This window comes from Desulfuromonas sp. (genome assembly GCF_002868845.1).
GTDB lineage: Bacteria > Desulfobacterota > Desulfuromonadia > Desulfuromonadales > BM501 > BM501.
Genome location: NZ_PKUB01000031.1, coordinates 1 through 15,811, shown reverse-complemented (window position 1 = coordinate 15,811; position 15,811 = coordinate 1). Strand labels below are relative to the sequence as shown.

The 15,811-nt window shown below is 66.3% G+C and carries 8 protein-coding genes; all 8 read left to right on the top strand.

Features of this window, described 5'->3' with window-relative positions; genetic code table 11:
* Positions 1–80: 80 nt before the first annotated feature.
* Entirely contained in the window at positions 81–1,016 is a 936-nt protein-coding gene (locus C0617_RS09560) for a peptidyl-prolyl cis-trans isomerase (RefSeq protein WP_291316796.1), read from the top strand.
* A gap of 23 nt (positions 1,017–1,039) precedes the next feature.
* On the top strand, positions 1,040–1,993 hold the full coding sequence (locus tag C0617_RS09555; RefSeq protein ID WP_291316795.1) for a SurA N-terminal domain-containing protein: 954 nt from the start codon (positions 1,040–1,042) through the stop codon (positions 1,991–1,993).
* Between the two features lie 320 nt (positions 1,994–2,313).
* Positions 2,314–3,144, top strand: a complete 831-nt coding sequence (locus C0617_RS09550; protein ID WP_291316794.1) for a protein-glutamate O-methyltransferase CheR — start codon at positions 2,314–2,316, stop codon at positions 3,142–3,144.
* Positions 3,145–3,200: 56 nt separating this feature from the next.
* Entirely contained in the window at positions 3,201–6,767 is a 3,567-nt protein-coding gene (locus C0617_RS09545; protein WP_291316793.1) for a response regulator, read from the top strand.
* Positions 6,768–9,131 (top strand): PAS domain S-box protein, encoded by a 2,364-nt coding sequence (locus tag C0617_RS09540; RefSeq protein WP_291316792.1) that lies wholly within the window; start codon positions 6,768–6,770, stop codon positions 9,129–9,131.
* Complete coding sequence (locus C0617_RS09535; RefSeq protein ID WP_291316791.1) at positions 9,121–12,135, top strand: EAL domain-containing protein; 3,015 nt, start codon at positions 9,121–9,123, stop codon at positions 12,133–12,135. Before C0617_RS09540 ends, C0617_RS09535 begins: the two co-directional genes overlap by 11 nt.
* 144 nt (positions 12,136–12,279) lie before the next feature.
* Entirely contained in the window at positions 12,280–13,281 is a 1,002-nt protein-coding gene (pdxA, locus tag C0617_RS09530; protein WP_291316790.1) for a 4-hydroxythreonine-4-phosphate dehydrogenase PdxA, read from the top strand.
* Between the two features lie 134 nt (positions 13,282–13,415).
* The coding region (uvrA, locus tag C0617_RS09525) for an excinuclease ABC subunit UvrA (RefSeq protein WP_291316789.1) at positions 13,416–15,811 on the top strand (2,396 nt) is incomplete at its 3' end.

Below are 15,811 nucleotides of genomic sequence, written 5' to 3'. Positions count from 1 at the left end.
GTGCTAGGTTTCCGGACTGACAGCGCAAAGCCCGGCGCCGCCTGGTCCTGCGCAGAATCCCGAAAGTCAGCCCCGCCGCCATGTTTTTCCATATCGCCAAAATTCGACTGCCGCTGCTCCTGCTCCTTTCCCTGCTGGCGCTCCCGGCCTGCCGGGACAAGGCCCCCGGCGAAGAACCCGCCCTTCTACGGGTGAACGGCCGGGCGGTTTCCGTGGAGCAGTTCCATCGGCATTTCGCGGAGACCCTGCCCTCCGAGCGGGTTTTTTCCGATGAGGAGAAGGAGGAGCTGCAGCGCTCCTTCCTGGTTCAGGTCATCGACCGGGAGCTGATCCTGGGCGAGGCCGAGCGGCTCGGAGCCGCGGTTTCCCCGGCGGAACTCGCTGCGGCCATGGAGGGTTACCGTCGGGACTATCCGGACGGAGCCTTCGAGGAGATGCTGGGTGAGCGGGGCCTTACCGCCGAGCGCTGGAAGCGCCGGGTGAACGAGGGGCTCCTCGTTGAAAAGGTGGTGCGGCAGGCCGTACTCTCCCGGGTGGACGTGGGGGAGGAAGAGGTCTCCGCGTATTTCGAGGAACATCGCGATCAGTTCGACCGCCCCGATCAGGTGCGCGCCCGGCAGATCGTGGTCGCGACCGAAGAGGAGGGGCAGCAGATCCTCGGCCTGTTGCGGCAGGGGGAGGAGTTCGGCGGGTTGGCCCGCCAGCACTCCCTCTCCCCCGACGCGGAGCAGGGCGGCGACCTTGGTTTCTTCTCCCGGGGGGAGATGCCCCCCGAGTTCGACGCAGCGGTCTTTTCCCTTCCCGTGGGCCGGCTGAGCGAGCTCGTCCGGAGCGATTACGGCTTCCACATCTTCCTCGTGGAGGAGAAGAGGAAGGCGGTGCGCCTTCCCCTGGAGGAGGTTCGGGAGGAGATCCGTTCCCGGCTCGAGGCCGACCGGGAGGAGCAGCTTCATCGGGACTGGCTTCAGGAACTTCGCGGGAGGGCCTCCATCGAGGTCGACTGGTCTCTTCTTTAGCTTCGCAGGCAAGGATTGAAAAGATGAAACGCTTACTATCGACGATAGCCGTTCTGGCCCTGCTCTGGGCCGTCCCGGTCGGGGCCGAGGTCGTCAGCCGGATCGCCGCAGTGGTCAACGAGGAGGTCATCACCACCCGTCAGCTCGACCTCGAGCTCGCCGCGCGCATGGCCACCGAAGCCCGGGGGGAGACGCTCTCCTCCGCCGCGGTCGAGGCCCGGCGGCAGACGGTCCTCTCCGAGCTTATCGAGCAGGTGTTGATTCGCCAGCGGGTCGCCGAACTGGGCATCGAGGTCAGTGACGGCGAGGTCGACGAGGCGGTGGACGACATCCTGAAGCAGAACAACCTCTCCGGCGAGCAGCTGGAGGAGGCCCTTCGCCTGCAGGGGATGTCCTTCGCCGAGTACCGGAAGAATCTGCGCAAGCAGATCGAGAGGTACAAGCTGATCGGCAGGGAGGTGCAGGCCAAAGTCGAGGTGACCAACCAGGAGATCCGGGCCTACTTTCGCGAACACATCGACGAATTCCGGGAGGCGCCCTTTCTGCGCCTCAACCGCATGACCTTCGCTCTTCCGCCGCGGGCCTCCGGCGAGCAGGTCGAGGCCCTGCGGGCCGAGGCCGAAAAGGCCGCTGCCCGGCTGTCTGCCGGGGAGGACCTCTACACGGTCCTGCTCGGCTACGCCTCCGATCCGGGGGTGGACGGCGGTGATATGGGGACCTTTGTCGAGGGGGAGTTGACTGCTGCCTTCGAACGGGCCGTCGAGGGGCTGGGGGAGGGGGACGTCAGCCCGGTGGTTGAAGCCGCCGAGGGTTTCCACCTGCTCCAGGTCGCTGAGCGCAGCCCCGGCAGCATCCGTCCTTACGACAGCGTTGAGGACGAGATCACCGCCGTCCTCAAGGAGCGCAAGACCCAGGAGCGCCTGCAGGCGTGGTCGGAGGAGCTCAAGAAGGGGGCTTATATCGACAGACGGCTGTAGCTCTAGGGAGTGATGGGACATCGAAGCAAAAAGCCCTGCCGGCATGCCGGCAGGGCTTTTTGCTTAGTTTGCAGGCATTCGGAATATGCAACCGGCACATTTGGGCCAAATCAATACCCTAACTGGTAAGTTAGAAATAATTATGTGGATAAATTTAACCACTGGTCTATAAATCGTTGATTGTATGTTGTCGGCTCCTGAGGAAAACAGATATAAGATCAAGGCCTTAAAACGTATTTGGTTATTTATTACATAAATTATTCGAATTGCGTGATCTTTGATCACGCTTTAGGCGTTCCCTTGATTGATGTTTCCCTATGATGAACCCTGACCTAGAGGACATCTTTGCCGAGCTTGAGCAGGCAAGGGGCATCGCTTTCCATGGATATCGCCCGGGGACCCTGCAGCGGCGGCTGAGCTTCCGCATGGGGCAGCTCGGCATTCGGGATTCGGCGGCCTACCTGCACAAGCTGCGCACCGACCCCGCGGAACCGGACCGACTGGTCGACGCGGTCGGGGTCAGGGTGAGCCATTTTTTCCGGGATGCGATCGTATTCGAAAACCTGGCCGGCAGCGTCCTGCCTCGGCTCATCGAACGCAGGGGGCGTGGGGGGCCGAGGGAGATCCGGGTGTGGAGCGCCGGATGCGCCTCGGGGGAAGAGGCCTATTCGGTGGCGATCCTGATCCACCAGGCCCTGCAGAAGGAGGCGGGCGACTGGCGGGTCTTCATCTTCGCCTCCGACATGAACGGGGAAGCCCTGCGGCAGGCCGAGCGGGGGGACTTTTCGAGGGAGAAGTTCGAGGAAACCAAGCTGGGGGTTCTCGACCGCTATTTCGACCCGACGGCGACGGGCTTCAGGGTCAAGCCCTTTGTCCGGGAAATGGTCCAGTTCTGCCGCGATGATTTGACCTCCGCCGAGAGGACCGCGCCTTCGGAAAGCATCTTTGGAACGTTCGACCTGGTTCTGTGCCGCAACGTGCTGATCTACTTCCAGCCGGAGCCGCAGGCCGGGATTCTGTGCAGGCTGCGCCGCTCCCTCGGCCCGGGCGGTTTCCTCGTCCTCGGCTCCTCCGAAGACCTCTCGGGGCAGCTTGCCGAGGGGTTCGTGCCGGTGGACAGGCCGAACCGGATCTGGCGCAAGGTAGGCTGAGGGGTTTGCCGGTATCCTCAGAAGGATCGGACTGAGCGGTGAAAGGGAGACGGTTCATGGCGGTAAAAAAAGACCCACGCAGGGCAGGAGAGAGCCTTGGGCTGGCCCACAGCCTGCAGACAAGGATGATCGCCGGCTTTTCCCTCCTTTTTGTCCTGATCTTCTGCGGCGTCCAGTATGCATCGATCTTCGGAATCCCTTTTGCCGACTACCAGGGAAGGATGGGCAGCCGCAAGGCCGAAGCCGCCAAAAAGCTCGAGCTGATCGCGGACACCAAGAAGGGGCGCCTGCAGCAGTGGATCAAGGCGCGCAGGGCCGACACGCACATCATCGCCAAGAACGAACTGGTCGAAGAGCATGTCGCCCGTCTGCAGGAAAGGGTGAAGGCGCTGCGGGCGGCCGGAGAGACGGGAGCGGAGCTGTGGCGCCAGGCGACCGGGTCGACGGGCTACGCGTTTCTCGACAGGTATCTGCAGAGCGTCAAGACGGAGCGGGGCGACTACGCCTCCATCGAGATCGCCGACGCGCAAAGCGGAACCCTTCTTTTCTCCACCGATCCCGCCCGGCTCGGGGAGAACATCGCCTCCTCGGCCGAGTTTGCCGGGGCCCTTCGCTCCGGGGACGATTACCTGGGGGCCCCCCACCTCGATCCCGGCGGCGACGACCTTTGCTCCGACCTCTGTTTCAGCCACGTGGTCACGGCCCCGGGGGGGACGGCCGGGGCCGTGGTCGTGCTGGAGGCTGAAATCGACGCCAGCCTGACCGCCATGCTCCACACCGGCGACGGGCTGGGTGAGAGCGGCGAGGCCCTGCTGGTCGACGGGAAGCGCCGTGTCGTCACCGCTCTCAAGTACCACCTGCCCGACGGAAGTTCCGCCAGGCCCCTGGCCCATCGTATCGATGCCGAGCCGGCGGTGCGGGCGGCCCGGGGGGAGGACGGGGTCATCGAGGCCAAGGACTACCGGGGAGTCGAGGTGCTGGCCGCATACCGCCATATCCCGGTCGGTACCGACTGGGGCTGGGGGATGGTCGTCAAGATCGACCGGGAAGAGCTTTTCGCACCCCTGCAGGAAGACATCATCCACTCGATGACCCTGGTCCTGCTCGGCATCATCCTGGTCGTCATCGTCACCATCTTCATGGCGGGGAACCTTGTTCTGCCTCTCGAGGTCCTGGCCAATGCGGCGGGGGGGCTGGCGAAAGGGGACCTCTCCATCCGCTGCGGACTGAAACGCAGGGACGAGATCGGGGTCCTCTCCGAAGCCTTCGACGCCATGGCCGGCACCCTTCAGGAGACCATGGGCGGCCTGGAGCAGCGGAGCGGGCAGCTGCAGGAGGCCGCCGAGTCCCTGGAGGCCCGGCAAAGGGTGCAGCAGGGCGCCCTGACTGTGGCCTCGGTCCTCGCCTCGGTCGCCACCCTCGACGCGCTTCTGGAACAGGGGCTGGACAAGGTCATGGACGCGACCCGCAGCCAGGTCGGGGCCGTATACCTCCGCGACGCCGGGACCCCCGACACCCTGCGGCTGGCGAAGGCCAAGGGGCTGGCCCCTGGCACCGGCCTGCCCGCCGAGATCGCCATGGGCCAGGGCCCGGGGCTCGCCGCGCAGCGCCAGACGGTCGAAGTGCTGCGGGAGATCCCCCCGGGGACCCGTTTTACCGTCACCACCGTGGCGGGCGAGGGTCTGCCCAACTGCATCGTCAACATCCCCCTCGTTTTCCAGGGCCGGTCCATCGGGGTGGTGGCCCTGGCCAGCCTCTACCCGGTGACCGCCGAGCAGCTGGAGGTCGTGGAGATGACCCGGCCCCAGCTGGCCACCGCCGTCAGCAACGCCCTTGTTCACGCCGAGACGGAGAAGCTGGCCAGTGACCTGCAGGAGAAGAACGAGGAACTGGCCACCATGAACGAGGAGTTGCAGAGCCAGGCCGAAGAGCTTCAGGGCCAGGCCGAAGAGCTGACGAGTCAGGCGGTCGAAATGGAGGCCCAGCGCGCCCGGGTCGAGGAGGCCGACCGGCTCAAGACCGAATTCCTCTCCAACATGAGCCACGAGTTGCGCACCCCGCTCAACAGCGTCCTGGCCCTCTCGCAGCTGATGCTAAGCCGCGGGGTGGGGACCTCCCCCGAGCAGGAGACCGAGTTCCTGCAGGTCATCGAGCGCAACGGCCGCCACCTGCTGAACCTGATCAACGATATCCTCGACCTCTCCAAAATCGAAGCCGGCCGGATGGACCTTCTCCTGTCCGAGTTCGAACCCCGCCAGGTCGTTCTCGATGTGGCCGAAACGGTGCGCCCCCTCTGCGCGAAAAAGGGCCTGGAGCTGACGCTGGAAACGGGCGACCTCTCCCTGATTCGCTCGGACCAGGACCGGGTGCGGCAGATCCTGTTGAACCTGTTGTCCAACGCGGTGAAGTTCACCGAGCGGGGCGAGGTGAGCGTCCGGGTTTCGGCCGCCGCCGGCCGGGTTTCCTTCCTGGTGCGGGATACCGGGACGGGAATCTCCCCGGCCGACCTGGAGCACATCTTCGACGAGTTCCGGCAGGTGGACGGCTCGACCACCCGCAGGCACGAGGGGACGGGGCTGGGCCTGGCCATCTGCCGCAAGCTGGCCCGGCTGCTCGGGGGGGACATCGCGGTCCGGAGCGAGGTGGGGCAGGGGAGCCTCTTCACTCTCTCGCTTCCGATCCCCGAAGCATCCTCTGTCAGGTCCGAAGGATCGGTCCGCCCGGAACCGGCCCGGGCGCTCTCCCCTGCACAGGAAAAGATCCCCGCAGCCGGGCTTCTTTCTCCCGGGCCGTCAGGGCCCGGCAGGGAGAAGCCCCTGGTCCTTGTGGTGGAGGACAACCCCGTGGCGACCCTGCAGATCCGCTCGGTCCTTGAGGAGGCGGGGTATGCGGTCAAGGCCGCCGCCGGGGGAGAGGAGGGCCTGGCGCTGGTCCGCACGGACGTGCCCGACCTGATCGTCCTCGACCTGATGATGCCCGGCGTGGACGGGTTCGAGGTGCTGGAGCGGGTCCGCTCCACCCCGCGGACCGCCACCCTGCCGGTGCTGGTCCTCACCGCCAAGGAACTCACCGCGGAGGACCGGGCCCGCCTGAGTCACAACAATGTCCAGCAGCTCATCCAGAAGGGAAGCCTCGACCGGGAGCAGCTCATCGCGCGTGTGAAGGAGACCCTGAGAGAATCGAGGGAGCAGACCCCGGCCGAGCCGCCGGCCGTCGACCCGTCCCGGCCCGCAGGAGGGGGGCGGGGACCGGTCCTGGTGGTGGAGGACAACCCGGACAACCGCTTGACCGTGGAGGCGATTCTCCGGGAGATGGGCCGGGTCTGCACCTCCACCCCCGATGGCGCCCGGGCCCTCGAGATGGCGAGGGAGGTCGCCCCGTCCCTGATCCTCATGGACATTCACCTCCCCGGGCTCAACGGCATCGATGCCACCCGGAGAATCAAGTCCGACCCGGCCCTGAAGGGAATCCCCGTCGTTGCGTTGACCGCCCGGGCGATGCGCGGCGACCGGGAAACTCTGCTGGCCGCCGGCTGTGATGACTACCTTTCCAAGCCCCTGGAGCGGGACGCCCTGGAGAGCATCCTTGACAGATGGGCGCCCCTGCCGGCGGAAGGAGGGTAGATGGCTATCATCGGCGACGAACAGACCCTCCTGGTGGTGGATGACACCCCGGACAACCTCTTTGTCCTGGAGCAGGTGATCGCGCGGCACCTTCCGGGCTGCCGGGTGATCACGGCCGCTTCCGGCGGCGAGGGGCTGGCCCTGGCCGCATCGGTCTCCCTCGACGGGGCCCTGCTCGACGTGCAGATGCCGGGGATGGACGGCATCGAGATGTGTCGCCGGCTCAAGGCCGAGCCGGCGACGGCGAGCATGCCCGTGGTCCTCATCACCGCCAACCGCGCCAGCTCCGAGCTCAAGGCCAGGGGGCTGGAGGCGGGGGCCGACGACTTCATCTCCCGCCCCATCGACAACCTCGAACTGGTCGCCCGGATCAAGGTCATGCTCCGGGTCAGGCGGGCCGAGGAGCAGCTGCGCAGGGCCAATGCCGGCCTGGAGAGGCGGGTGGCCGAGAAGACGGCCGCCCTGCGTCTCTACGAGAAGGCGGTCGAGAGCACCAATGACCTGGTTACGGTTGTTAGCCCCCGCTACGAATTCCTCCTTTTCAACCAGGCGGCCCTCGACTACAACGGCCTTCAAAGGGAGCAGGTCCTGGGGCGGCCGGTTTCGGAAGTGCTGGGCGCGGAGGCCTTCGAAGCGACCCTTCGCCCCCGCCTCGACCGCACCCTGGCCGGGGAAACGGTCGAGTTCGACCTGCTCCTCGACTACCCGCAGCGGGGGACCAGGCAGCAGCAGGTCCGTTCCACCCCCATGCGGGGCGAAGGGGGGCGGGTCGAGGGCGTCGTCGCGGTGATCCGGGACGTGACCGAGCACCGGGCCGCCGAGAAGAAGATCCATCGCTTGAGTCAGTTCCAGAAGGGTATTGTCGACAATGCCCATATCTGGATGGACGTTCTGGACGAGGACGGTCATGTGGCGATCTGGAACAAGGCCGCCGAGAATATCAGTGGTTACCTCTCGGAGGAGGTCGTCGGCGGATCCCACATCTGGGGCCTGCTCTATCCCGATGAGACCTATCGAAGCGAACTCCAGGAAAAGCTGGGCGCTCTCCTCCGCAACGGTGGCACTGTGGAAGGGTTCGAAACCCCCATAAGATGCAAAGACGGGGCGATCAAGATAATCGCCTGGAACTGCCGGGTTCTCCTCGATGACACCGGGGGCCCCATGGGCGTCGTTTCCATCGGCCAGGACATCACCGCCCGAAGGGAGGCCGAAGAGGGGAAGACGAAAGCCCTGCTCGAGACCGAGGCGGCCAGGGGCCGCATCGACGCCCTCCTCAAATCGGTGGCGGACGGCATTATCGTCACCGACGGGGACAACCGCATTATCCTCATGAACCGATTTGCGGAAGATCTCCTCGACCTGCGCCTGGAGGCGGCCTTCATGCAGCCCGTTGACAAGGCCATCTTTTTTCGGCCCCTTCGGGATCATTTCTCCGTCGTTCTGGCCGATGCAAAAAGCCGGGTCTCCGAGGACATGGAATGGGCCGATCCCGGTTCCGGGACGCTTCGGACCATCCAGGTGCGGACCTTTGTTTCAGCCGAAGGGCCGGGGGAGCGGGGGGGGACGATCACCATCCTCCGGGACATGACCCGGGAGCGGGAGATCGAGCGGATCAAGCGAGAGTTTCTCTCCACCGCCGCCCACGAGCTGCGCACCCCCCTGACCGCCGTCATGGGCTTTGCCGAGCTGCTGCTGAGCGGCGAAGACTTCGACGCTCAACAGCAGCGGGAATTTCTGGAGGTCATTTTCGAGAAGACCGAGGCCCTGGAGAGGATCGTCGATGAACTTCTCGACGTGGGGCGCATCGAAACCGGCCGCCAGATCCCACTCGAGAAGGCCCCCTGTTCCATTGGCGAGACTATTGCCGCAGCGGTCGAAGGTTTCCGCCCGCAGCTCTGCGGCAAAAAGCTGGAAATCTCCCTTCCGGAGGCGGATCGGAGGCTCGAGGTGGACCGGCAAAAGATGGTGCAGGTCCTGGAGAGTCTCCTGGACAACGCGGTCAAGTACTCCCCCGGCGCCGGCCAGGTCCGGATCGTGGGGGCGGCGGCGGGCGATGCGTACCGCGTTTCGATCGAGGACGAGGGGATCGGGATGAGCCCGGAGCAGGCCGATCGGGCCTTTGACAAGTTCTACCGGGCCGACGCCTCGAGCACCGCGGTCGGGGGGCTCGGCCTCGGGCTGACCGTCGCCAGGAGCATCGTCGAGGCCCACGGGGGGAGGATCTGGCTGGAGAGCGGGCCGGGGGAGGGAACCCGGGCGATCTTCTCCCTGCCCCTCGAGAGGCTGCCTGAGGCCCCGGACGCCGGGAACCGCCGTTTCGATGCGCCTCTCCACCCCATGACCGGCAATTACCATGACGGCTGAATATTCCCCCACCCTGCTGCTGGTCGATGACAACCCGGACAACCTGTTCGTTCTGCAGCAGGTGATCGGCCAGGAGCTGCCCGCGTGCCGGGTGTTGACCGCCAGCGGCGCCCGGGAAGGTTTGAGCCTGGCTGGCCGCCATCCCCTCGACGGCGCCCTGCTCGACATGCAGATGCCGGAGATGGACGGCATCGAGCTGTGCCGGCGGCTCAAGGGGGGCGCGGAAACGTCCACGGTGCCGGTGATCCTCCTCACCGCCCACCGCTCCACCTCCGAGCTCCGGGCCCAGGGGCTCGAGGCGGGTGCCGACGACTTCATCTCCCGGCCGATCGACAACGTCGAACTGGCCGCCCGGCTCAAGACCATGCTGCGGATCAAGCGGGCCGAGGACCGCTTGCGCTCCAGCAACGCCCTGCTCGAGGCGCAGGTGGCCGAGAAGACCGATTTTCTGCGCGACTACCAGAAGGCGGTCGAGAGTTCCCGGGATCTGATCGCGGTGGTCAGCCCCCGGCACACCTACCAGGTCGTCAACAGTGCCTATCTCGAATACTACGGCCAGAAGCGGAGCGAGGTTCTCGGCCGCCCGGTTGAGGAAATCCTCGGCGAGGAACTCTATGCGGCCGACATCGGGCCCCGGCTCGAACGGTGCCTGGGGGGGGAGACGGTGCAGTTCGAGATCGCCCGGGCCTTTCCCGGTCTCGGGGAGCGGCATCTCCAGGTGACGTACTCTCCCCTGCAGGGCTCCGACGGAAAAACCGAAGGGGCGGTCGCCATAAGCCGCGACGTCACCGCCCGCAACGAGGCCGAGCGGCAGCTGAGCGGCAAAGCACGGGTTTTGCAGAACCTGGCCGACTTTGAAAACGAGATCTCCCACCTGGACCTGGGTCGCGTTGCCTCTCAGGCCATCGTTTTTGTTGCCGAGCGGCTGCGGATTCCGAGGGTGTCCATCGCCCTGCAGGACGGAACCCGCCAGGCATTGCGGATTTACGACGCCAGTTCCGACCTGGGGGAGATGCCGAAGGGGCACCTGATCCCGGCAGGGGATACGGTCCTCTGGGAGGTGATTCGGGAACGGGCCCTTCGTTACCGGCCCGATATCGCCAGAGAGGAGAAGATCTTCGCCGTTGACCGCAAGCTGCTCGAGGCGGGGCTGAAATCGGATTTTCTGCTCCCCCTGAACGTCGAGAACCGGTGTCTCGGCACCCTCAACTGCGGTTCCACGGAGGTGGACGGGATCCCCGAAGACGTCCGCCAGCTCCTGGTTCTCATGGTTCCGCGCCTGGCCCAGGCGCTGCTGAACGCCCAGCTCTTTTCGGAACTCCGCCGGGAGCGTGCCTTTCTGCAGTCGGTCATCGACGGGGTGGTCGACCCGATCATGGTCATCGGGCTGGACCATGACGTCCTGATGATGAACCGGGCGGCCCGGGCCATGGCTTCCGCCTCGGTGGGACCGGGCGAAGGGTTGAAGTGCCACCAGGTTTCCCATCGCTCCGAGCATCCCTGCCTCCTCGACGAAGTGCGCAGGACAGGGGAGCCGGCCAGGGCGCTCCATCAGCACCACGTCGGCGACGGCGAAAGACGCATCTTCGAGCTCTCCGCCTCGCCCCTGTGGAACGAGGACGGCACCCTGAAAGGGATCATCGAAGCTTCCCGGGAGATCACCGATCGGCTCCAGGTCGAGGAGAAACTGAGCGAGAACGAAAAGCGGCTCGAGTACCTCGCCTACCACGATCCCCTGACCGACCTCCCCAACCGCCTCCTCTTCCAGGACCGTCTCGGCCAGGCGATGGCCAAGGCGCGCCGCTCGACAAACCAGGTGGCGCTCCTCTTTCTCGACCTCGACCGCTTCAAGAATATCAACGACTCCCTGGGGCACGAGATCGGCGACCGGTTGCTGCAGCAGGTGGCCAGGCGGCTGCAGGAGTGCGTGCGCGAGACCGATACCGTGGCCAGGCTGGGGGGGGACGAGTTCCTGGTGGTCCTGGAGGAGTTCGAGGGCCTCTGCCCGGTGGCAGCGGTGGCCCGGAGAATCCTCCGCAGCCTGGAACAGGATATCCCGGTCGGCAATTACCAGCTCTACGTCACCACCAGCATCGGCATCAGCCTCTTTCCCGACCACGGCCAGGACGTGGAAAGCCTCATGAAGTGCGCCGACGTCGCCATGTACCAGGCCAAGGATCAGGGGCGTGACAATTTCAAATTCTACTCGCCCGACATGAACGCCCGATCCCAGGAGCTGCTTCTTCTCGAAGGCGACCTGCGCCGGGCCCTGGAGCAGGAGCAGTTCGAACTCTACTACCAGCCCCAGGTCGACCTGGAGACCGGCCGGATCGTCGGCATGGAGGCCCTGCTGCGCTGGCACCACCCGGAACGGGGCATGGTCTCTCCCGCCGACTTCATCCCCCTGGCCGAGGAGACCGGGCTGATCGTCCCCATCGGCCAGTGGGTCCTGCAAAGGGCCTGTACCCAGAACAGGGCCTGGCAGAAGGGGGGCAACCCGCCCCTGCGGATGGCGGTCAACATTTCCGGTCGCCAGTTCAAAAAGCCCGGTTTTGTCGCCCTGGTCGACCGGGTGCTGGAGGAGACGGGACTCGACCCCCGCTGGCTGGAGCTGGAGATCACCGAAAGCATTGTCATGAAGGACGTCGCGGCGACCATCGGCACCCTGAACGACCTCAAGGGGCGAGGGGTGCACCTCGCCATCGACGACTTCGGCACCGGCTACTCCTCCCTCAGCTACCTGAAGCGCTTTCCCATCTCCAAGCTCAAGATCGACCGCTCCTTCGTGCGCGACATCACCACCGATCCCGACGATGCCGCCATCGCCGCCTCGGTCATCGCCCTGGCCCAGAGCATGAATCTGGAGGTCGTCGCCGAGGGGGTGGAAACGGAGGAGCAGAAGCGCTTTCTTCAGGAGCGGGGCTGCGCAATGGCCCAGGGTTTCCTCTTCAGCCGCCCCCTCCCGGCGGCCGCGGCCGCGGACGGCTTCGACCGGCGCTTCTAGGCCCACCCTTCCACCGAACGGCACGACACCTCCCGTCCCTTTTCACCCCTGCCGAGAGGCCAAGGGGGGATCTTTCATTTTCCGTTGTCTCCGGCGGACACGATGAACTATATTGAACTATTGTGTGATTCGGGAGGAGACACCGTGAATCATCCGTTCATCATCACCATGGGCGACCCCACCGGGGTCGGCCCCGAGATCATCCTCAAGGCTCTTTTTTCCGGTGAGCTGGACGGCCTCTCCCGGCCGCTGCTGGTGGCCGGCGACGTCGGCGTGATGGTTCGGGCGGCCGCGGTTCTCGGGGCGGACGCGGAGGTCTTTCCCGCCGCGGGGCTGGCCACCCATCGCCTGCACCACGGCGGGCGGACCCTCGCCGTGCGGGCTCTGTCCGACCTGCCCGCGCAGGAGCTGCGTTACGGCCGCCCCGATAATGCCTGCGGCCGGGCCATGCTCGACTACATCGAGTGGGCCTGCGCCCGCTGCCTCTCCGGCGAGGCCGCGGCGATGGTCACCGCGCCGATCAACAAGGCGGCGGTCAAGGCGGCCGGCTGCGACTTTCCCGGCCACACCGAGCTGCTCGCCGCCCGCTGCGGCGTGGAGAAGGTGGTCATGATGCTCGGCGGCGAGCGCCTCAAGGTCTGCCTGGTGACGACCCACATCGGCCTGCGGGACGTTCCGGAGGCGCTGAGCACGGCGGAGATCCTGGAGACGGTCCGTATCACCGACGCCTCTTTCCGGCGCTTCTACGGCCTGGAACGGCCGCGCATCGCGGTGCTGGCCCTCAATCCCCACGCCGGCGAGGGGGGGCACTTTGGCGACGAGGAGGAGCGCCTCATCGTCCCGGCCATCGAGGCCGCCCGGGCCGAGGGGATCGACGCCGGCGGGCCGCACAGCGCCGACACCCTGTTCCACTTCGCCGCCGCCGGCGCCTACGACGCCGTCGTCTGCATGTACCACGACCAGGGGCTGATCCCCCTCAAGCTCCTCCACTTCGAGGACGGGGTCAACGTCACCCTCGGCCTGCCCATCGTGCGCACCTCCGTCGACCACGGCACCGCCTACGACATCGCCGGCAGCGGCGAGGCCAGCGAGAAGAGCCTGGTGGCGGCGGTCCGCACCGCGGAGCGGATGGCGGAGAACCTCTAGCCACAGGGGCGCGGAGACACGGGGGGGCCTTCGCGTCCTATGCGGCCTTTGCGTGAGGCGCCTTTGGAATCTTTTGAGTCTTTTTTTCCTTTCCCCGGATAACCGATCACGGTTCACGAGTCACGGATTTGCCAATGGCCGATAAAATCGTCATCAAGGGCGCCCGCGAGCACAACCTGAAGGGGATCGACGTCGAGATCCCCCGGGAGAAGCTGGTGGTGATCACCGGGGTCTCCGGTTCGGGCAAGAGCACCCTGGCCTTCGACACGATCTACGCCGAGGGCCAGCGGCGCTACGTGGAGAGCCTCTCCGCCTACGCCCGCCAGTTCCTGTCGCAGATGGAAAAGCCCGACGTGGACTCAATCGAGGGCCTCTCCCCGGCCATCTCCATCGAGCAGAAGACCACCAGCAAGAACCCCCGCTCCACCGTCGGCACGGTCACCGAAATCTACGATTACCTGCGCCTGCTCTTCGCCCGGGTCGGCCGGGTCCACTGCCACAAGTGCGGCAAGGAGATCTCCTCCCAGACCGTTGAGCAGATGACCGACCGCATCCTGGAGATGCCCGAGAAGACCCGCCTGCTTATCCTCGCGCCGGTCGTGCGCGGGCGCAAGGGGGAGTACCGCAAGGAGCTGAAGCAGCTGCAGGCCGACGGCTATGTGCGGGTGCGCATCGACGGCGAGATGCGCGAGTTGTCCGAGCCGATCGCGCTGGACAAGAAGAAGAAGCACACGGTCGAGGTGGTGGTCGACCGGGTCGTGGTCAAGGAGGGGATCGCGGGCCGCCTCGCCGACTCCCTGGAGACCGCCCTGGGCCTGGCCGAGGGCCTCGTCCGGGTGGAGGAGGTCGGCGGCGAGAGCCGGCTCTTTTCAGAGCAGCACGCCTGCATCGAGTGCGGGGTCTCCTACCCGGAGATCGCGCCGCGCATGTTTTCCTTCAACAGCCCCTACGGCGCCTGCGCGGACTGCTCCGGGCTCGGGACCCGCATGTACTTCGACCCCGACCAGGTCGTCCCCAACCCCGGCCTCTCCCTGCGCGAGGGGGCCGTCGTCCCCTGGGAGACGCGCACCGGGGTCTACTACCACCAGCTGCTGGAGATCCTGGCGGACCACTACGAGTTCGACATCAACACCCCCTTCGCCGAGCTGCCCGAAAAGGCGCAGAAGGTCCTGCTGCACGGCTCGGGAAAAGAGCCGGTGCGCTTCTGGTTCGACCAGGGGGGGCGCCGCCATTTCTACACCAAGCCCTTCGAGGGGGTGATCCCGAACCTGGAGCGGCGCTACCGGGAGACCGACTCGGAGAACGTGCGGGAGAACCTCGAGCGCTTCATGAACGTGATGCCCTGCCCGAGCTGCGACGGGGCCCGGCTGCGCCGGGAGTCCCTCTGCGTGCGGGTCGGGGAGAAGAGCATCAGCGAGGTCTGCGCTCTGTCGGTGACCGAGGCCGAGGGCTTCTTCGCCGGCCTCGAGCTGGCCGAGCGGGAGGCGGAGATCGGCCGGCGGGTGCTCAAGGAGATCCGCCAGCGCCTCTCTTTCCTCGTCCACGTGGGGCTCGACTACCTGAGCCTGAGCCGCTCGGCGGGGACCCTCTCGGGCGGGGAGGGCCAGCGCATCCGCCTCGCCACCCAGGTCGGCTCCTCGCTGGTCGGGGTGCTGTACATCCTCGACGAGCCCTCCATCGGCCTGCACCAGCGGGACAACCGGCGCCTGCTGGAGACCCTGAAGCGGCTGCGGGATATTGGCAACACCGTGCTCGTGGTGGAGCACGACGAGGAGACGATCCTCGAGGCGGACTACGTGCTCGACATGGGCCCCGGGGCGGGCCTGAAGGGCGGCAGGGTGGTGGCCCAGGGCACCCCGAAGCAGATCATGGAAGACCCCGCCTCCCTCACCGGCCGCTACCTCACCGGAGAGCTGTCGATCGAGGTCCCGCAGGAGCGGCGCCGCAGCGAACGCTTCCTGGAGGTGCGGGGGGCCCGGGAGAACAACCTCCGGGGGATCGACGTGAAGATCCCCCTCGGGGTGATGACCTGCGTCACCGGGGTCTCCGGCTCGGGCAAGTCCACCCTCGTTCTCGACACCCTGTACAAGGCGCTCTCCCAAAGACTCTACCGCTCCCGCAATAAGGCCGGCCGGGTCGACGACATCCTCGGCCTGGACATGCTCGACAAGGTCATCGACATCGACCAGTCCCCCATCGGCCGCACCCCCCGCTCCAACCCGGCCACCTACACCGGGGTCTTCACCGACGTCCGCGACCTCTTCGCCGGCCTGCCCGACGCCAAGGTGCGCGGCTTCAAGCCGGGGCGCTTCTCCTTCAACGTCAAGGGGGGGCGCTGCGAAGCCTGCCAGGGCGACGGCATTTTGAAGATCGAGATGCACTTCCTCCCCGACGTCTTCGTCACCTGCGAGGTGTGCAAGGGCTCGCGCTACAACCGGGAGACCCTCGAGGTGCGCTACAAGGGGAAGAACATCGCCGAGGTCCTCGACATGACCGCCAACCAGGCGGCCCGCTTCCTGGAGAACATCCC

Coding starts and splice junctions, on each gene's coding strand:
- C0617_RS09545 (WP_291316793.1), top strand. CDS start 3,201: ATGGCGGTAAAAAAAGACCCACGCAGGGCAGGAGAGAGCCTTGGGCTG.
- C0617_RS09560 (WP_291316796.1), top strand. CDS start 81: ATGTTTTTCCATATCGCCAAAATTCGACTGCCGCTGCTCCTGCTCCTT.
- C0617_RS09555 (WP_291316795.1), top strand. CDS start 1,040: ATGAAACGCTTACTATCGACGATAGCCGTTCTGGCCCTGCTCTGGGCC.
- C0617_RS09540 (WP_291316792.1), top strand. CDS start 6,768: ATGGCTATCATCGGCGACGAACAGACCCTCCTGGTGGTGGATGACACC.
- C0617_RS09535 (WP_291316791.1), top strand. CDS start 9,121: ATGACGGCTGAATATTCCCCCACCCTGCTGCTGGTCGATGACAACCCG.
- C0617_RS09550 (WP_291316794.1), top strand. CDS start 2,314: ATGAACCCTGACCTAGAGGACATCTTTGCCGAGCTTGAGCAGGCAAGG.